This window comes from Mesorhizobium sp. CA7, assembly GCF_020165015.1.
Classification (GTDB): domain Bacteria; phylum Pseudomonadota; class Alphaproteobacteria; order Rhizobiales; family Rhizobiaceae; genus Mesorhizobium.
This window is the reverse complement of record NZ_JAIUHH010000009.1, coordinates 67,989-86,648: the sequence shown is the minus strand read 5'-3', so window position 1 is coordinate 86,648 and position 18,660 is coordinate 67,989. Positions and strand designations below refer to the sequence as shown.

18 protein-coding genes are annotated in these 18,660 nt (G+C 64.3%); 2 read left to right on the top strand and 16 right to left on the bottom strand.

Translation table 11 applies throughout. The annotated features are described in order from the left end of the window. Window positions 1-120: 120 nt before the first annotated feature. The 8 genes from LB552_RS17620 to LB552_RS17585 form a co-directional block, all read right to left on the bottom strand. Window positions 121-468, bottom strand: a complete 348-nt coding sequence (locus LB552_RS17620; protein WP_224608755.1) for a DUF6867 family protein — start codon at window positions 466-468, stop codon at window positions 121-123. 117 nt (window positions 469-585) lie between these two features. Then, window positions 586-1,314: an ABC transporter ATP-binding protein gene (locus LB552_RS17615; RefSeq protein WP_224608752.1), complete on the bottom strand. Its 729-nt coding sequence runs from the start codon at window positions 1,312-1,314 to the stop codon at window positions 586-588. Continuing rightward, the gene (locus LB552_RS17610; protein ID WP_095767234.1) at window positions 1,314-2,723 is read right to left on the bottom strand and encodes an ATP-binding cassette domain-containing protein; all 1,410 of its coding nucleotides are present in this window, start codon (window positions 2,721-2,723) and stop codon (window positions 1,314-1,316) included. The genes LB552_RS17615 and LB552_RS17610 overlap by 1 nt, the downstream gene beginning before the upstream one ends. Beyond that, window positions 2,723-4,318, bottom strand: coding sequence for a high-affinity branched-chain amino acid ABC transporter permease LivM (gene livM, locus LB552_RS17605; protein WP_095767233.1), 1,596 nt, complete (start codon window positions 4,316-4,318; stop codon window positions 2,723-2,725). Before livM ends, LB552_RS17610 begins: the two co-directional genes overlap by 1 nt. A gap of 5 nt (window positions 4,319-4,323) precedes the next feature. After that, a complete protein-coding gene (locus tag LB552_RS17600) occupies window positions 4,324-5,226 on the bottom strand; it encodes a branched-chain amino acid ABC transporter permease (protein ID WP_224608749.1) in 903 nt (300 codons plus the stop codon). Window positions 5,227-5,565: 339 nt separating this feature from the next. Then, window positions 5,566-6,567 carry a 4-hydroxyproline epimerase gene (locus LB552_RS17595; protein WP_224608746.1) on the bottom strand — a complete coding sequence of 334 codons (1,002 nt, stop codon included), beginning with the start codon at window positions 6,565-6,567 and terminating at the stop codon, window positions 5,566-5,568. Between the two features lie 13 nt (window positions 6,568-6,580). Beyond that, window positions 6,581-7,891: an NAD(P)/FAD-dependent oxidoreductase gene (locus tag LB552_RS17590; RefSeq protein ID WP_224608743.1), complete on the bottom strand. Its 1,311-nt coding sequence runs from the start codon at window positions 7,889-7,891 to the stop codon at window positions 6,581-6,583. A gap of 14 nt (window positions 7,892-7,905) precedes the next feature. Continuing rightward, window positions 7,906-8,841, bottom strand: coding sequence for a dihydrodipicolinate synthase family protein (locus LB552_RS17585; RefSeq protein WP_224608740.1), 936 nt, complete (start codon window positions 8,839-8,841; stop codon window positions 7,906-7,908). 68 nt (window positions 8,842-8,909) lie between these two features. Here LB552_RS17585 and LB552_RS17580 point away from each other — a divergent pair, with 68 nt between their 5' ends. Beyond that, a complete protein-coding gene (locus LB552_RS17580) occupies window positions 8,910-9,614 on the top strand; it encodes a GntR family transcriptional regulator (protein ID WP_224608737.1) in 705 nt (234 codons plus the stop codon). A 27-nt stretch (window positions 9,615-9,641) separates the two neighbouring features. On the opposite strand, the gene LB552_RS17575 is transcribed toward LB552_RS17580, so the two are convergent. The 3 genes from LB552_RS17575 to LB552_RS17565 form a co-directional block, all read right to left on the bottom strand. After that, entirely contained in the window at window positions 9,642-9,959 is a 318-nt protein-coding gene (locus LB552_RS17575) for a hypothetical protein (protein WP_140841766.1), read from the bottom strand. Between the two features lie 269 nt (window positions 9,960-10,228). Further along, window positions 10,229-10,531, bottom strand: coding sequence for a hypothetical protein (locus LB552_RS17570; protein WP_140841768.1), 303 nt, complete (start codon window positions 10,529-10,531; stop codon window positions 10,229-10,231). Window positions 10,532-10,794: 263 nt separating this feature from the next. Next, complete coding sequence (locus LB552_RS17565) at window positions 10,795-12,291, bottom strand: CoA-acylating methylmalonate-semialdehyde dehydrogenase (RefSeq protein ID WP_224608734.1); 1,497 nt, start codon at window positions 12,289-12,291, stop codon at window positions 10,795-10,797. Window positions 12,292-12,657: 366 nt separating this feature from the next. Between LB552_RS17565 and LB552_RS17560 the strand changes: the two genes are divergently transcribed. Further along, on the top strand, window positions 12,658-13,539 hold the full coding sequence (locus tag LB552_RS17560; RefSeq protein WP_224608732.1) for a LysR family transcriptional regulator: 882 nt from the start codon (window positions 12,658-12,660) through the stop codon (window positions 13,537-13,539). On the opposite strand, the gene LB552_RS17555 is transcribed toward LB552_RS17560, so the two are convergent. The 5 genes from LB552_RS17555 to LB552_RS17535 all read right to left on the bottom strand — a co-directional run bounded on the left by LB552_RS17555 (window position 13,536) and on the right by LB552_RS17535 (window position 18,589). Continuing rightward, the gene (locus LB552_RS17555) at window positions 13,536-14,108 is read right to left on the bottom strand and encodes a hypothetical protein (protein WP_224608729.1); all 573 of its coding nucleotides are present in this window, start codon (window positions 14,106-14,108) and stop codon (window positions 13,536-13,538) included. The two genes, LB552_RS17560 and LB552_RS17555, sit on opposite strands and share 4 nt — an antisense overlap. A gap of 141 nt (window positions 14,109-14,249) precedes the next feature. Continuing rightward, entirely contained in the window at window positions 14,250-15,512 is a 1,263-nt protein-coding gene (locus LB552_RS17550; RefSeq protein ID WP_224608726.1) for a D-amino acid dehydrogenase, read from the bottom strand. Window positions 15,513-15,599: 87 nt separating this feature from the next. Next, on the bottom strand, window positions 15,600-16,751 hold the full coding sequence (gene alr / locus LB552_RS17545; protein WP_224608723.1) for an alanine racemase: 1,152 nt from the start codon (window positions 16,749-16,751) through the stop codon (window positions 15,600-15,602). A gap of 76 nt (window positions 16,752-16,827) precedes the next feature. Beyond that, window positions 16,828-17,343, bottom strand: a complete 516-nt coding sequence (locus tag LB552_RS17540) for an RNA pyrophosphohydrolase (RefSeq protein WP_140723373.1) — start codon at window positions 17,341-17,343, stop codon at window positions 16,828-16,830. A gap of 52 nt (window positions 17,344-17,395) precedes the next feature. After that, window positions 17,396-18,589 (bottom strand): divergent polysaccharide deacetylase family protein, encoded by a 1,194-nt coding sequence (locus LB552_RS17535; protein WP_095767218.1) that lies wholly within the window; start codon window positions 18,587-18,589, stop codon window positions 17,396-17,398. Window positions 18,590-18,660 lie beyond the last annotated feature (71 nt).

The following is an 18,660-nucleotide window of genomic DNA, read 5'->3' as shown; positions in this document are numbered from 1 at the left end:
ACGGAGTGGGCGTGGATGATACTTTCATGCGATGCCCACCCTTATCGCAGAAAGCATAGAATGCCGATTTTCAGGCACTTGTCACGCCGATTCATCCCCGAAACGGCGTAATGGTGAACGTCAAGCTTTCGGTTTCCAGCTTAACAAGGAAGCTCTTTCATAGAGCCAGTTATACTGCGTGACCATCTGGTTGGTGCGCGTGTATTGATAGCCGAGGAAGCCCAGTATCATCAGGACGATGGTGTCGACGATATAGTAATGCAGCGAGAACATCGTGCCGCCGAACAAGGCGTGATGGATGAACCTGACGCCGATACCGAGACCGAGCAGGAAGAAAAACAGCCGCAGATACGTGCTCCAGGTCTGAGCCGCCGCTTTGCCTGTCATCCATGCCGCCCCGCCGCCAAGCAGGCCTGTGACGAACAGAAACTGCCAGATCGAGGCTTCTTCGTAGATAATGCCCTGCATGATTGATGTCCCCAGATCTTAGCATGATCCCGAAAAGTTGCAGACTTTTCGGAGAAGATCATGCTTCAAGAACAAAACTTTAGAGCGAGACGGCGATCCTGGGAAAGTCATCGCGCTCTAATGATGTCCGCCTTCGAGATAGGCGGCGCGCACTTCCGGATTGGCGAGCAATTCCTTGCCGGTGCCGCTCATCGTCACATTGCCGTTGACCATGACATAACCGCGCGTGGCGAGCTTGAGCGCGCCGAAGGCGTTCTGCTCGACCAGGAACACGGTCAGCCCCTGCGTCTTGTTGAGCTCGCGGATGGCGTCGAAGATCTGCTTGACGATCAGCGGCGCGAGGCCCAGCGAGGGCTCGTCCAGCAACAAAAGCTTCGGCCGCGCCATCAGCGCGCGCCCGATCGACAGCATCTGCTGCTCGCCGCCCGACAGCGTGCCGCCGCGCTGGGCGATGCGCTCTTTCAGCCGCGGGAACAGCGTGAACACCCTCTCGACGTCCTCGTCATAATGCTTGAGGTTGTCGAGGCTGGCGCCCATCTGCAGATTTTCCATCACCGTCATGCGCGGAAAGATGCGTCTGCCTTCCGGGGATTGCGCGATGCGCATGCGTGCGATCTCATGCGTCGGCATCTTGGTGATGTCGGTGCCGGCGAAGGTGATGGTGCCGGTGCGGGCGCGCGGCGCGCCGAAGATGGTCATCATCAGCGTCGACTTGCCGGCGCCATTGGCACCGATCAGCGCCACGATCTCACCCTGGTTGACGCTGACATCGACGCCGTTCAGCGCCCGGATGTTGCCGTAGTAAGTCTCGACACCCTTGATGTCGAGCAGCGTTGTGCCGGCCATTATTTACGCCCTCCACGCGTCGCGGGCTTGGCCGCTGCTTCCTTCGCCAGCGTCTTCGCCTGGCCGATCCAGTCTTCGCGGGCAATGCGCCCGTCAAAGGCGAGATAGGCTTCCGCCGCCTCGATGTCGGCCTTCTTCCAGGCCGCTATCTGGTCGAAATGGAAGATGCCATGCTCGTTGAGCTTGCGCTCGTTGACCGGGCCGATGCCTTTGATGCGGATCAGGCTATCGGCCTTGCCGCCGCGTGGCGCGTCGAGGCGATTGGAGATGCCGCCGGCTTTCGCCGGCGCCTTGCCGGGGGCCTTCTTTGCAGGGGCTTTCGCCGTCGGCTTGCCTTTCGCGGCGGCCGACTTTGTCGCTGGCGCTGGAACCGGTTTGCTGGCTATCGATGCGGCGCGCGCGTCGACTTGCGCCGCCTTCGAGGCGCCCTTCGACACCGTGACCCGCTCGCCCTCATTCCCATGTTCGACCGAATCGGAAACCGGCCCCGCCATCATTGAGGCAGAATTGCCGGGCCCATGCGCGGAATCGGGGCCGGTATCGAGCTGCTCGATCACGTCCTCGTCGCCGACCTCGGTCAGCACCGTCTCGACCTCCTCGTCGTCGACGCCGAGATAGGCAGCTATGACGCGCGGATCGGTGCGGACGGACGCCGGATTGCCGTCGGAGATCTTGCGGCCGTATTCGAGCACGACGACATGGTCGGATATCTGCATCACCACCGACATGTCGTGCTCGATGAGCAGGATCGACGTGCCGGTGCTCTTGATGCCCATCAACAGCTCGTTGAGCGCCGCAGATTCCTTCGGATTGAGGCCGGCGGCCGGTTCGTCGAGGCACAGAAGCTCGGGCCCCGTGCACATGGCGCGCGCGATTTCCAGGCGCCGCTGCGCGCCATAGGGCAGGTCGCCGGCCGGATCGTCGGCGCGATCGACAAGATCGGCCTTCTCCAGCCAGTGCCTGGCGAGCTCGATCGACTCGGCCGATGCCTGGCGATAGCTCGGAAAGCCGAACAGGCCGAGGAGAGTATAGCCCGAAGCCTTCATCAGCTTGTTGTGCTGCGCGACCAGGAGGTTCTCTAGCAGCGTCATGCCCGAGAACAGGCGGATGTTCTGGAAGGTGCGCGCCACCTTGGCTCGCGCCGGGATCTCGTGGTTGGGCAGGCGCTCGAGCAGATAGGTCGAGCCGTCCCCCCGGTTCAGCGTGATCATGCCTTCAGACGGCTTGTAGAAGCCGGTGATGCAGTTAAACACCGTGGTCTTGCCGGCGCCGTTCGGGCCGATCAGCGCGGTGATCTCGCCGCGCCTGGCCTGGAATGACAGGTCGCCGATGGCGACCAGGCCGCCGAACTTCATCGACAAATGCTCGACCTGCAGGATGAAGTCGTTCGAGGAAGGGGTCGCGTTCATCAGCCGTGCCCCTCCTTGGTGAAGGAGCTTGAAACCGCTCTTCGCTCCTTCAGGAAGGCCGTCGGCTCGCGGCTGCCGACGAAACCGCGCGGCTTCCACAGCATGACGATGACCATGGCCATGCCGAAAAGCAGCATGCGGTAGAGTTCAGGCGTGAAATCGGGACCGAAGACCCGCTTCAGGAAGTCGAGCTCCCGCAACGCTTCGGTGCCGCCGATCATCACCAGCGCCGCCACGGCGATGCCGACCAGCGAACCCATGCCGCCGAGCACGACGATGGCGAGGACAATCGCCGATTCCAGGAAGACGAAGGATTCGGGGCTGACGAAACCTTGCCTTGCGGCGAAGAATGAGCCGGCGAAGCCGCCGAACATGGCGCCGGTGGCGAACGCCGTCAGCTTGGTGGTGGTGGTGTTGATGCCGAGCGAGCGGCAGGCGATCTCGTCCTCGCGCAGCGCTTCCCACGCCCTGCCGACCGGCAACCGGCGCAGCCTGATGGTAACGAAGGCGGTCAAAAGACAGAGTCCGAGGATCAGATAGTAAAGGAAGATCTTGTAATAGGCGCTCGATGTGGCGATGTGCAGCACTTTGGCGATGTAGTTCGGATCCGAGACGTTGAACGACATCAGGCCGAAGAAGGAGACTTTTGGAATGCCGGAAATGCCGGCCGAACCGTTTGTCACCTCGCGCCAGTTGATCAGGACGAGGCGGATGATCTCGCCAAAGGCAAGGGTGACGATCGCCAGATAGTCGCCGCGCAGCCGCAGCACCGGGAAACCGAGCATGACGCCCCAGAAGGCGGCCATGCAGCCGGCGGCCGGCAGCAGGATCCAGAAGGACAGGCCGAAATGCGTGCCGAGCAGCGCGTAGGCATACGCGCCGACGGCATAGAAGGCGACGTAGCCGAGATCGAGCAGGCCGGCGAGGCCGATGACGATGTTCAGCCCCCAGGCCAGCATCACATAGATCAGGATCTGGATGCCGAAATTGTCGACCCACTTCAAAGAGCCCTGAAACCCTCCCGCTATCGATCCTGTTACCAGCGCAAGCACCAGCACGACAATGATCGGATAGAGCGCCAGCGCGCTGATGCCCAACGCCGAGAAGTGGGCGTGGATGAAGGCCCGGAAATAATACATTACCCAGGCGACGGCATAAATGATCGCCAGCGCCCGCACAAAGCGCGCGTAGCCGGCAAGGTCGGGTCCGAGCAGCCCGTCAAGCGAGCCGGCCAGCACGAACAGCAGGGCTGCGACAACGACCGCGGCTACGAAATAAGGCATCCTGAAGAAGCGTGCCGCCATGGTGTCGGGCAGCAGGCCTGTGTCGATGTCGGCGATCTTCAGGCTGGCCACGAAGGGCTGGCCATAGGCGACATACAGGAAGCGGCCCCCGGCGGTGGCGATGACCACCAGGGCGAGCAGGCCCCAGCGCTGCACCAGAATCAGTTCGTTGGAGATATTCTGGTCGGTCCTGAGACCGATAAACAGCACGAACAGGCCGAGCGCGATGGCGCCTGCATAGAGCGCTTCGCGAAAAGCGCGCTGAACTGGAGTAGCGACGGCGTCGCGCTCCGAAGACACAGTAACGGCCATCAGGATCAGACCTTTTCGACTTCAGGCCGGCCGAGGATGCCGGAGGGCAGGAAGATGAGCACGATCGCCAGGATCGAGAAAGCGGCGACGTCCTTGTAGTCGATCGAGAAATAGGCCGACCACATGCTCTCGATGAAGCCGATGAGCAATCCTCCGAGCACCGCGCCGGGCAGCGAGCCGATGCCGCCGAGCACGGCCGCCGTGAAGGCCTTCACGCCCGGCACGAAGCCGTCCGAGAACACCACGACGCCATAATACATCAGGAACAGGGTGCCGGCGACGGCGGCGAGAGCTGCGCCCATGATGAAGGTGATGGAGATGGTGCGGTCGACGTCGATGCCGAGCAGCGCAGCCATCTTGCGATCTTGCTCGCAGGCGCGCTGCGCCCGCCCGAGCGCTGTCCGGTTGACGAGATACCAGAAAATCGCCAGCAGAATGATGGTGACGATCACGATGAGGATCTGCTTCAGCGAAACGCTCACACCATCAACAGTGTAGACTTGGCTGACCAGCGGCGGGATCGGTTTGTTGCGCGGGCCCTGCGTGACCTGCACGAAATTGGACAGCGCGATCGACATGCCGATGGCGGTGATCAGCGGCGCCAAGCGGAACGAGCCGCGCAGCGGCCGGTAGGCTACCTTCTCGATCGTCCAGTTGTAGAGGCTGGTGAGAAGCATGGCGACGATCATCATGATCAGAAGCGCCACCACGACCGGCACCGAATAGAACAACGCGCCGAGGATCAGGAAGACGATGAGGGCGGTGAAGGCGCCGACCATGAAGATATCGCCATGGGCGAAATTGATCATGCCGATGATGCCGTAGACCATCGTGTAGCCGATTGCGATCAGGCCATAGATAGATCCCAGCGTCAGCCCATTGATAAGCTGCTGGACGAAATACTGCATATTTACGCGGCTCCCCTGGAATGTCGCCCGTTTCCGGGTCGCACTCCTTTTCGTATTTCCCCTAGTCGTAAAGTCTCGAGCCCGGATTGCAACGTGATTTTTCAATCGCCGGGCGTGTTTTGGAAGCACGCCGCCCGATTGTCCGTTTTTCGTACCCGGCCCCCTGGACTATCGCGGACCCTATCATTGGCACAACGCAATGTCTTTGACGATTCAGCCCCATAATGCCCACCCGCTCGAAGAAATCGCCGTCAAAATAAGTTGATGAGAAGATTTCTTGCGCGACCAGAGGCTGTCCATTTTGGGCGGCATGCCTTCCGTTGGGTGAGGCTGTGACGCTTATGTGACGACGAATCCATGCGCGAACGGATCGCGGTCGTCGATGAAGATGGTGTTCAACCCCGTCATGCGCGCCCAGCCGCCGATCGAGGGGATGATCGCCGGCTTGCCCGCCACGCTGACCTCCTTTTCGACCCTGCCTTTGAACAGCGAGCCGATGATCGATTCATGCACGAAACTGTCGCCGGCCCTGAGCTTGCCCTTGGCATGGAGCTGCGCCATGCGGGCCGAGGTGCCGGTGCCGCAAGGGCTGCGGTCGATCGCCTTGTCGCCGTAGAAGACGGCGTTGCGCGCATCGGCCTCGGCATGTTTCGGCTTGCCCGTCCACAGCAGATGCGACAGCCGGTTGATGCCGGGGTTCTCCGGATGCACGAAGGAGTATTTCTCATTGAGGCGCTGGCGCACAACCGGACTCCAGGCGATGAGGTCGCCCGCCGAGTAATCGGCCATGTCCCGATAATTCTTCTGTGGCTCGACGATGGCGTAGAAATTGCCGCCATAGGCGACGTCGACGCTGATCTCCCCGAGCACCGGGCAGTCGACGGTCAAACCTTCGGCATAGAGGAAGGACGGCACGTTGGTGATGCGCACCTCCTCGACATATTCGCCGACCTGTTTGTATTCGGCGATGACCAGGCCGGCCGGCGTGTCGAGCCTGAGCACGCCCGGCGTCTTTGGCTTCACCAGCCCGTGCTCGATGGCCATGGTGACGGTGCCGATCGTACCATGCCCGCACATCGGCAGGCAGCCCGAGGTCTCGATGAACAGGATGGCGATGTCGCAATCCTCGCGCGTCGGCGGATAGAGGATCGAGCCCGACATCACGTCATGGCCGCGCGGCTCGAACATCAGCCCGGTGCGGATCCAGTCATATTCGGCGAGGAAATGCGCCCGCCGCTCCATCATGGTCGCGCCCTCGAGCAACGGCCCGCCGCCGGCGACCAGGCGGACCGGGTTGCCGCAGGTGTGGCCGTCGATGCAGAAGAAGGATTTTTTCGCCATGATGGACTCTTTTTCAGAAACGCTGCGGACTGAAGGGCGTGAGATCGAGCGGCGGAGTCTGCCCGAGAACGAGATCGCGGATCAAGCGGCCGGTCGCCGCCGACTGGGTCAGGCCGAGATGGCCGTGGCCGAAGGCATAATAGACGTTCGGCGCGCGCGCCGCGCCGATCACCGGCAGGGAATCCGGCAGCGAGGGGCGAAAACCCATCCACTCGCGGCCTCCCGACGGATCAAGCCCGGGCAGGAAACGCTTCGCCTTCTCCAGCATCGCCTTGGAACGGGCGAAATTTGGTGGCCGCTCGATGCCGCCGAGCTCGACGGCGCCGCCGACGCGCAAGCCGGTCTCGAGCGGCGTGATAACGAAGCCATGGCCGGAAAAGATCAGCTGCCGCCTCACGTCGAAAGCCGACACCGGCAGCGTCGTGTTATAGCCGCGCTCGGTTTCGAGCGGGATGCGGTCCCCAATATTCCTTGCCAGGAGATGCGACCAGGCGCCGGCGGCGATCAGGAGCTTCTTGGCCGTGAGCCTGTTGCCGTCGGCCAGGACGATCGTCGCGCCGTCTGCGCTGGCTTCGATGCCCGCGACCCGCGCATGCTCGAAACGGGCGCCGAGCTTTTCCGCATAGGCCCAGATCGATTTGCCGAGCAGCTTCGGATCGGCGACCGTCTTCCAGCCCGGCACGAAGGTGGCCTTGACGAAGCGTGGCGAAAGACCCGGCTGGAGCCCGGCCATCTCTTCGCCCTCGACATGGCGAAAGCCGATGCCGAAACGCTCGCGCTCGACCCAGCCGGGCAGCGAAGCGCGGAACTCCGCCTCGCTCTCATAGAATTCCAGCGACCCATCCTCGCGCAGCATCGGCCGCGTGCCGGAGCGGTCGAGCAGCCCCATCCATTCGGCTTCGGCGAGCTTCATCATGCTCGCCTGCGTGGCGAGGCTCGTCTCGTAGTGCTTCGCCGCGCCCGCCCGCCAGAAGCGGATCAGCCAGGGCAGAAGTTTCGGCAGATAAGCCGGTGGGATGGTCAAAGGTCCGAGCGGATCGGCGAGCCATTTCGGCAATTGCCGGATCATGCCTTTATGCGCCAGCGGCAGCACGTCGGAGAAGGCGAAGGCGGCGGCATTGCCGGAGCTCGTCTCCTCGCAGATGCCGGTGCGGTCGAAGACGGTGACGCTGCGCCCCGCTTCCGAGAGCAGGGTCGCAGCGCAGATGCCGATGATGCCGCCGCCAATGATGGCGATGTCGTTCGCTTCTCCCCGTGCACCGGCAGAAAATGCCCCGGTGGCTGAGCGCCGCTCCTGTTCCCAGGATTTGGAATTTCGTTGCACGTCAGGGCTGTCCCTTATTCGGCCGCCGCCAACCTGTCCGTCGATCGAGGAGACGTCTGCAGCGGCGGCAGCTTCGGCCGCACCGCCAGCGCATCCCGGACGATCTTTTCGACCGCCTTGCGGCGTTCACCCGACAGCGGCTGGCGCGGCATGCGCACGCGGTCATTGGTACCGATCGCCAGCACTTCGGCAAGCTTGATGTTTTGGACCAGATAGGTCGAGACATCGAGATCGAGCAAGGGCCGGAACCAGCGATAGATCGCCAGCGCCTCGTCGCGGCGGCCCTGCCGCATCAGCTGGTAGATCGCGACCGTCTCGCGCGGGAAGGCGGTGACGAGGCCGGCGACCCAGCCGATGGCGCCAACCGACAGCGCCTCGAAGGCAAGGTTGTCGACGCCGGTGAAGAGGTCGTAGCGGTCGCCGAACCGGTTGATGATCTCGGTCGAGCGGCGGATGTCGTCGGAGGATTCCTTGATGGCGACGAAACGCTTGTCCGACGCCAGCTCCTCCATCAGGTCGACGGTGACGTCGACGCGATAGGCGAGCCGGTTGGAATAGATCATGACCGGCAGGTCGCCTGCTTCGGCGACGGCGCGAAGGGCGGCGACCGTCTCTTGCGGGTCGGTGTGATAGATCGGGCTCGGCACCACCATCAGGCCGTCGGCGCCTTCCTTGGCGGCGCGTTTGGCGATAGCAGCCGCCTCACGCGTGCCGGGCTCGTTGACGGTCAAGAGCACCGGCTTCTTGCCGGCAACCTTCTGCGCCGTCTTCAGCACCTCGATCTTCTCGTCAGGCGACAGCATGGGTCCCTCGCCGAGCGAGCCGCACACGATGATGCCGTCGCAGCCGGCCTCCATCTGCAGCCCGTAGCAGCGCTCCATCTCGGCATGGTCGAGACGGTCGTCGGCGGTGAATTTGGTCGTGACGGCGGGGAAAACTCCGGCCCACATGGCTACTTCTCCTCTGATATATCACTCGTATATCTATTAAGAATTAGCCTGTCAACGCTGAATCACTTATGATATATGAACAATATATCAGGAGCCCGCCATTGATCTCCCCGCTGATATCCGTCGAGGCGAACGCGACCTTCGAGCCGGCGGCGACCAAGGCCTATCGCGCGCTTGAGCATATGATCGTCACGCTCGAGCTGGCGCCGTCGGGCTTCGTCACCGAAGGCGCGCTGATCGAGCGGCTGGGTCTCGGACGCACCCCCGTGCGCGAGGCTATCCAGCGGCTCGCCTGGGAAGGGCTTCTCGACATCAGACCCCGCGCCGGCATCGCGGTCGCGCCGCTTCACGCCGGCGACTGGCTGCGGGTGCTGGATGCGCGGCGCGGCATCGAGGTGGTGCTCGCCCGCTCGGCCGCCCGCTTCGTCACCCGCGAGGCCGCCGACCTGTTCCATGAAGCGGCCCTGGCCATGCAGAAGGCGGTGATCTCGAGCAATGTGCTTGCCTTCATCCAGGCCGACAAGGCGCTCGACGAAGCGCTGGCCATCGCCGCCGACAACCCCTTCGCGGCGCGTGTGGCAGGCCCCTTGCAGACCCACAGCCGCCGCTTCTGGTATCGCTACAAGGCCGATACCGGTCTCGCCGAATCGGCCGAGCACCACGTGGCGCTGATCCGTTCCATCCTCGACGGCGACGAGGAAGCCGCCGCCAAGGACGCCAAGAAGCTGATAGCGCTGCTGCGCGGTCATGCCGAGGTGGCCGCCACGCGCTGAGCAGGACCAGCGCCTGCTCGAGGCGCTTCAGCCACCCGGCTGCCCGACCGCGGTGGCCAGTGTGTCTTCCCACCCCTCGCCGGCGGCCAGGATGCAGCTCTGGCCTTTGACGTCGGTCATCAGGATGGTCCAGGTTCCGCCGGCCGAGACAAACACCTCGAAGATGGCGACCTGTCCGGCCACGCCATAGCCCAGCCGCTTCTCCTCGAATGCCTCCGCCAGCCTCGCGACCAGATAGTCATGGCCGCCGCAGATGACTTGCGCCCGCGCCGGAACTGCCGGCAGCGCCATCATGGCGCCAACGGCCGCAAGCTTGACCCATTGAAACGAAAATTCGCGTGCCATGGGGCACCTCCTTTGCCGTCGCATTCCGGCAAAGGGAGGCACATTCGGCCGCCTCAGTGTGCCGGAAGGCTCCAGGCCGGATTGGACGTCTTCATCGCGTCACTCCTTCTGGCTTCCGGTCTGTCGTCGGGAGATCATGACTCCCTGGATTCGATATGGTGAAGCTCCGCTCCGTAGACAAGCGGCGCCGCGGAGAGCGCCTTGCTTGGCGCCACTTGACGCCCGACCGTGGGAGCCGTTGTGGCGCGCACCCCGGCTCCCTGCCGGTTTCAGGCGCCCGGCATCGCCGCGGTGATCGTCGGGCTGTCCCAGCCCTCGCCGACGGAAAGCACGCAGCTCTGGCCTTTGGTATCGGAGGCGAGCACCGTCCAGCTTCCCTGGTCGGAAACGAATATCTCGAGCACGACGTTCGGATTGATCAGGCCGCGCCCAGCCTCGGTTTCGTGGAACTTGTCGCCCAGCGCCTTGATGATGTCGGCGCGCGCCGCGCATTGCGCCGCCGCGCTCGCCGGCGCGGCTCCAACGGTCATCGCCGTCGCCGCCAATATTGCCGCCACAACAAATCGTGTCATCTGACACCTCCTCGCGCCAGACGAGAACCCCGGCTTGAACCGGCGCTGCTTGGTTGCCTGCACGCATGGCAGGAATAAAGCCTAAGGCAGATGGTGGTCTGTTGGTTCCATCACACGGCGATGGAATTATTAGAATATGCGGACGCACGCATGACGCGATGCGCCGGAATTCATGCGCCTGAAGTTGTGCTTCGCCTTCGTCCATAAAAAGAAAGCGCGGCTTGCGCCGCGCCTTCTCAATGTTGGTTGGACGACCGTTCGGGCTAGTTCATCGTCGGGATGACAAACTCGGCGCCGTCCTTGATGCCCGACGGCCAGCGCGAGGTGACCGTCTTGGTCTTGGTATAGAAGCGGAACGCGTCCGGACCGTGCTGGTTGAGGTCGCCGAAGGACGACGCCTTCCAGCCGCCGAACGTGTAATAGGCGATCGGAACCGGGATCGGCACGTTGATGCCCACCATGCCGACCTGGACTCTGGACGCGAAATCACGCGCGGCGTCGCCGTCGCGGGTGAAGATGGCGACGCCGTTGCCCATCTCGTGGTCATTGGCGAGCTTGATGGCGTCCTCGTAGCGCGGCGCGCGCACCACCGAGAGCACCGGCCCGAAGATCTCTTCCTTGTAGATGCGCATGTCGGCCGTCACGTCGTCGAACAGGCAGCCGCCCATATAGTAGCCGTTCTCATAGCCCTGCATCTTGAAGCCGCGGCCGTCGACGACGAGCTTGGCGCCTTCCTTGACGCCGATATCGACATAACCCTTCACGCGCTCCAGCGCCTGCGCCGTCACCAGCGGGCCGAAATCGGCGGAAGAGTCGGTCGAAGGGCCGACCTTGAGGCTCTCGACGCGCGGCACCAGCCTTTCCATCAGCCGGTTGGCGGTGTCGTTGCCGACCGGGACAGCCACCGAAATCGCCATGCAGCGCTCGCCGGCCGAGCCGTAGCCGGCGCCGATCAGCGCATCGACGGTCTGGTCCATGTCGGCATCGGGCATGATGATCATGTGGTTCTTGGCGCCGCCGAAGCACTGCACGCGCTTGCCCGATGCCGTGCCGCGCGAATAGATATAGTGCGCGATCGGCGTCGAGCCGACGAAGCCGATGGCCTTGATGTCCGGATCGTCGAGAATGGCGTCGACAACTTCCTTGTCGCCATTGACGACGTTGAGGATGCCGGCCGGCAGGCCGGCCTCGATGAACAGTTCGGCAATGCGGATCGGCACGCCCGGATCGCGCTCCGACGGCTTCAGGATGAAGGCATTGCCGCAGGCGATGGCCGGCGCGATCTTCCACAGCGGGATCATGGCCGGGAAGTTGAACGGCGTGATGCCGGCGACGACGCCGAGCGGCTGGCGCATCGAATAGACGTCGATGCCCGGGCCAGCGCCGTCGGTGAACTCGCCCTTCATCATGTGCGGCGCGCCGATGCAGACCTCGACCACTTCGAGGCCGCGCTGGATGTCCCCGCGCGCATCGGCAATAGTCTTGCCGTGCTCACGCGCCAGGATGTCGGCCAGCTCGTCATAGTCGCGGGCGACCAACTCGAGGAATTTCATCAGCACGCGCACGCGGCGCTGCGGGTTGGTGGCCGCCCATTTCGGCTGCGCCGCCTTGGCGTCCTCGACCGCGGCGCGCAGCTCCGCCTGCGAAGCCAAAGCCACCGTGCCGCGCACGGAGCCGTCCATCGGCTGCATCACATCCTGCTTGCGCCCGCTGGTGCCGGCGACACGCTTGCCGCCGATGAAATGACCGTATTCGATCATGCTTTTCTCTCCCTGTTCTGATGATGACGCATTGTCCGCCTTTGCGGCGGCGATGGCAACGCGAGCCAAAACGCAACCGTTGTGCGGAAAATAGACAACGATCCCGAGGTGTGCATTAATTGCCGCAAATGATGGATTGCCGAAAAGGCCGACGCTTGCGTTCCTTCACACCCCCCTCTGGCCTGCCGGCCATCTCCCCCGCAAGGGGGGAGATCAGACGTCACGAAGGCTTTCGCCAATCACCAACGATTGAAAAGAAGCGCCATCAGAGAAGCTGCCAATCTCCCCCCTTGCGGGGGAGATGTCCGGCAGGACAGAGGGGGGTGGGCGGGAACGCGGCGCTGCCGGTTAAAACGGACCACTCCCATGAACTGGGATGACGTCCGCATCTTCCTTGCAGTCGCCCGCGCCGGCCAGATCCTCGGTGCGGCCAAGCGCCTGGAGCTTAACCACGCCACTGTCTCACGCCGCATCGCCGCGCTCGAAGAGGCGCTTCGCACAAAACTCTTGCGCCGCCTGACCACAGGCAGCGAACTGACGCCGGCCGGCGAGCGCTTCCTCGACATAGCCGAGCGCATGGAGAGCGACATGATCGCCGCGCGTTCGACCATTGCCGGCGAGGGCGACGACGTTTCGGGCACGGTGCGCATCGGCGCGCCGGACGGATTTGGCGTCGCCTTCCTGGCAAAACGGCTGGGCGAGCTGACTGCGCTGCACCGCGAGCTCATCATCCAGCTGGTGCCCGTGCCGCGCTCCTTCTCCCTGTCCAGGCGCGAGGCCGATATTGCGATCACCGTCGAGCGGCCGAGCGAAGGGCGGCTGGTGGCGGGCAAGCTGGTCGACTACACGCTCGGCCTCTTCGCCTCCCGCGCCTATGCCGAAGCCAACGGCCTGCCGAAAGCGCCGGCCGAGCTCGGCCGGCACACGCTGATCGGCTATGTGCCGGACCTCATCGTCAGCCCCTCGCTCGACTATGCCGCCGAGTTCAGCCCCGAATGGCGCACCAGCTTCGCCATCTCCTCGGCCCTCGGCCAGGCCGAAGCGGTGCGCTCCGGCGCGGGCATCGGCATCCTGCACACGTTCGTCGCCCGTTCGATGCCGGAGCTGGTGCCGGTCGACATCGTCGCGCCCATCCGCCGCGCCTATTGGCTGGTCTATCATGAATCGGTCAGGCCGCTGCGCCGCGTGCAGCTGGTCGCCAACTTCATCACCAAGGCCGTGGAACGCGAGCGCGGCCTTTTTGTCTAATCCGCGTCGAGCACGAACGAGCTCACGATCTTATTGGCCTCGTCCGCAAGCGGCGCCCATTTCCGCTCCACCTCTTCGGAGTTGTCGCCCGCGACCCCGCAATCGACGAAGCCGTAATGCGAGCTGCGCAGCGTCAGCGCGATGCGGGAATGGCCGTAGAAGCTGACATTTTCGTCGGCATAGTGGAAATCCATCTCGGCCACGCGCACCGGATAGCCGTCCGGAAAATGCGCCAACCTGTCCTGGCGGAAGGCGGCCGACTGATAGGCGACGCCGACCATGGTCTGCCAGTTGCTCACCTTCCAGTCTTCCTCCATGAACGCCCTGACATCGGGCGGATTGTCGGGAGCGGTCGGATCATAGGCATTTTCCGACACGCGGCAGGTGAGCCCTCCTTCGCCGGATTTGATCTTGAGCCGAATGGTGTTGTCAAAGGCGGTTTCGCTCGCCCATTGCTCGGGATAGGTCAGCGAAAAGCCGTGCTCCTTGTCGTGAACGGTTTTGTCCGCTGCCAGCGCCGCCGGGGCGCAGGTCAGATAGGCGGCCGCCGCAAAAAGAAAAAGACGCATCCAAAGTCCCCTCGCTGCGGCCGATCCTATCACAGGCAGTTGGTCGCCGCCGCCTTGCCAGCGCCAAGCTCTACCGGCTGCTGTTCGGCGACAGCTGGGTCGGGGAAGCGTTCTGAGCCGCCGAAGCAGATGCAAAGCCCCTCAGATAGGTTTGAGATACCGCTCCGGGCTGAGGTCGCGCGCGTTGATCTCCGGCACCCGGTTGGACATGATGTCGGCGAGCACCTTGGCCGAGCCGCAGGCCATGGTCCAGCCGAGCGTGCCGTGGCCGGTGTTGAGATAGAGGTTGGCAACCTCGCTTTGCCCGATCAAGGGCGGTCCATCCGGCGTCATCGGCCGCAAGCCGCACCAGAAGCTCGCCGCCTTGAGATCGCCGCCCCCCGGGAAGAGATCGCCGACCGAGTGTTCGAGCGTGCGGCGGCGCGATTCCTGCAGGCGAAGGTCATAGCCCGAAATCTCCGCCGTGCCGCCGACCCGGATGCGGTCGCCGAGCCGGGTGATCGCCACCTTGTAGGTCTCGTCCATGACGGTCGACACAGGCGCGGCCTCGACATTGTCGATCGGCACGGTGATCGAATAGCCCTTGACCGGATAGACCGGTATGGGCCGCCCCAGCGAGCGCATGAACTGCGCCGAATAGCTGCCCATCGCCATCACGAAGGCGTCCGCGGATTTCCATCCGCCCTCCGTGAGGACGTTGGTGAGGCGATTGCGGTTCCTGACGATGCGCCGGATGGTCGAGCCGTATTCGAAGGTCACGCCGCGCGCCACGCAAAGTTCCGCGAGCTTGTCGGTGAACATCTTGCAGTCGCCGGTCTCGTCGCCCGGAAGCCTGAGGCCGCCGACGAATTTCTCGCGCACCGCCGCGAGGGCCGGCTCGGCGGCGATACAGCCGTCGCGGTCGAGGATCTCGTAAGGCACACCGTATTTCTTCAGCACCTCGACGTCGCCGCCGGTGCCGTCGAGCTGCTTTTGCTTGCGGAACAGCTGCAGCGTGCCTTTGGTCCGTTCGTCGTAAGTGATGCCGGTCGCCTCGCGCAGCGCCTTCAGCGTGTCGCGGCTGTATTCGGCAAGCGGCACCATGCGCGATTTGTTGAGCGCGTAGCGCTCGGCCGTGCAGTTGCGCAGCATCTTGAGGAGCCACGTCCACATGTTCGGGTCGAAGGCCGGCCGCACGACCAGCGGGCCGTACTTCATCAGCAGCCATTTGACGGCTTTGACCGGGACTCCGGGCCCGGCCCAGGGCGAGGCATAGCCCGGCGATACTTCGCCGGCATTGGCGAAGCTGGTTTCGAGCGCCGGCCCCGGCTGGCGATCGTAGACGGTCACTTCATGACCGGCCTCGGCGAGGAAGTAGGCGGTGGTGACCCCTATCACGCCGCCGCCCAGCACGATGACTTTCATTCAAGGCTCCCTCAAAGGCCGATCATGCCGCCCGAGGCATGGCCATTCCCTGTCTGCCGGATTTTGCGGCACCCGCCAAGGGCTGCGTTATCCGCCGATGTAACGGCGGTGAAAGCGCGCGCCCAGACTAGTCAATATCTCATAGCCGATGGTACCGGCATGGCCGGCCGCGTCGTCGACGCTTTGCGACGGACCGATGAGCTCGACGAGGTCGCCTTCGCCGAGCCTACCTGCCGAAAGCGCCGAAATGTCGAGGATGATCGAGTCCATCGACACGCGCCCGACGAAGGGCAGTCGCACGCCCTCGAACCAGGCGGCCGAAGCGGCGCGACGGTGCCAGCCGTCGCCATAGCCCAGCGAAATGGTCGCGAGATCGAGCGGTCCATCCGCCTGGTGGGTATGGCCATAGCCGATGCCGGCGCCGGCGTCGACCTGCCGCGTCTGCGCCACCTTGGCTTGCAGCCGTATGACCGGCAGCATCGGATTGGGTGTGTGTGGTGTCGGGTTGACGCCGTAAAGCGCGGCTCCCGGGCGGGCAAGGTCGTAGTGATAGGCCGGCCCGAGAAAGATGCCGGACGAGTTGGCCAAGGAGGCGGGCGCCGCGGGCAGCATCCTGCGCAGCCTTTCGAATTCGTGCCGCTGCCTCTCGTTCGCCGCCTGTTGCGGCTCGTCGGCGCGGGCGAGATGGCTCATGACAAAACGAATGTCGACGCCATCGAAGGCGCCGATCTCCCCCGCGACCGCCTCGACTTCCGCCGGCGCCATGCCGAGCCTTGCCATGCCGCTGTCGACCTGGATGGCGGCGGCAAGGCTCTGGCCCATCCCTCGCGCGGTCTCGCGCCAGGCCTTAAGCTGCATGGCGCTGTTGATGACCGGCCAAAGCCCGGCCGCCGCGGCTTCCGGTTCAGAATCCGGAGGCAGCCCGTTCAGCACGAAGATGTCCGGCCCCGGGCCGATCGCCTTGCGCAGCGCGATACCTTCGCCGAGCAGCGCGACGAAGAAGATGTCGCAGCCCTCTTTCGCCAGCGCCGATGCCACTTGCGCGGCGCCAAGTCCGTAGCCGTCAGCCTTGAGCACCCCGGCGCAGCGGACGCCGTCCAGCCGCGCCTTCAGCCGGCGGTAGTTTTCCCGGATGGCCCCGAGGTCGATCGTCAGGATCGCGCCGGCGGCGGCCTCGCTCACGGTCGAGCCACTGCTTGCATTATGTGACGGAAACCCGCGTCCGGTGTCGTCGCTCATGGCGACCCCCGCTCATTGCATCGGCAATCAATACGGCCATGGGGCGGCCGCGACAACCGGGACAGATGGCGGCCGCTCAGGGGACGAGATGCTGGAACGCCGCGACCACCTGCTCGTAGACCTTGCGCTTGAACGGCACGATCAGGTCGGGCAGCTCCCGCATCGGCCGCCAGGCCCATTCATCGAACTCGGCCTTATGGCCACCGGGCGGCGGATTGATCTCGATCTCGCCTTCGTCGCCCTCGAAGCGGTAGGCGAACCATTTCTGCGTCTGGCCGCGATAGCGGCCCTTGAAGGCGACGCCGACCAGATGCTCCGGCAGGTCGTAATTGATCCAGCGCGGCGCCTCGGCCAGCAGCGACACGCTGCGCATGCCGGTCTCCTCGTAGAGCTCGCGCCCGGCGGCCTCGATCGGCTCCTCGCCCTTGTCGATGCCGCCTTGCGGCATCTGCCAAAGCTGCGTCGTGCCGGCGAACTCGCTGTCCGGTTCGGCGATGCGGTGCCCAACCCAGACCAGACCTGCTTTGTTGAGTATCATCAGCCCGACGCACGGACGGTAAGGCAGCGTTTCGGGATCGATCGTCTTGGCCATATGTCAGCGTTCCAGCTGTCTTTGAGAATGGAGTTCGGCGAGGCGGGTAGGGTTAGCCTTTTTGCGGATCGATCGCCACAGCCGAGATCGGCACGATCTCAATGCCGCGCTTCTTCGCTTCGGCAATCCACGACGTCACCGTGTCGACGGTGATATCGAAGGCCGAACCGATGCCGACGGCGCTGCCCTTGGCCCGCGCCGTGGCTTCGAGGCTGTCCAGCTTCTTGAGGATTTCGCCGCGATCCTGCACGGCATCGATCGCCATGTCGCCAGCAACGAACGGCACACCGTCTTTCAACGCCAGGTCGGGCGCCACACTGCGCGAGGACGAGCCGTCATCGATATAGGCAAGCCCCCGCTTGCCGAGCTCGGCCATGAACGGCTCCATCGCCGCGGCGTCGGCCGAGAAGCGCGCGCCCATATAGTTCATGACCCCGGTATAGTTGGTCGTGCGCGACAGGGCCCAGTGAAGGCTCTTCAGGTTCTCGTCCGGGCTGGCCGCGACAGTCAGCGTGTTTCGGCCGGGATTGACGTTGGGATAATCGAACGGCTCGAGCGGCACCTGCATGACGATCTCATGCCCGCTTTGCCTTGCCGTCTGCATCCAGCGGCCGATACTGTTGCCTTGCGGCGCGAAGGCCAACGTCACTTCGGCCGGCAGCTTGGCGATCGCCGCTTGCGTGCCGGTCTGCGAGACGGCAAGTCCGCCGATGACGATCGCCACCCGCGCCCCGCGCGCGCCTGACCAAGGCCGCGCATAAACGTCGAACGGCCGCCGGCCGTCGGCGCTGCGGATCGGCAGCGGTCCGGTGTCGGTGGCCTCGATCAGCGCCCTGTCCGGGATATGGGCAACCTTCAGGTTCTGGCCGAGCGTCGACGGATCGCGAATCACGATAGCGGCCTTCGGCGGGCCGTCGCCTTCTTCGGTCTGGACGTGGATGATCTGCGGGCCGCCGCTCTTCATCGGCGTGCTGGCCTGTGGCGCCGCCGCCGCCATCGGAGCCGGCGCGGGCGCCGCTGTCGCGGCAGGAGCAGCCTCGGCGGTGACCTTCGGCGTCGAAACGGCGACTTCTTCCGGCTTGCGGAACGGCCTTTCACGCAGCGCAATAGCGCCGGAAACACCGATCACGCCAAGCACGGCCAGCACAGCGATGAGCGAGCCGGAGCCGATGCCGCGCGAGGCCTTGCGCTGAGGCCGGATCGTCTGTCCGAGCGGGCGTTCGATGTCCTTGCCGATCTCAGCCAAGTCGTGTTTCCCCGGAAGCACGCCAGGGTCACGTTTTTCGTGACATCTCGCGTGAACTTCGCAATCGCCGG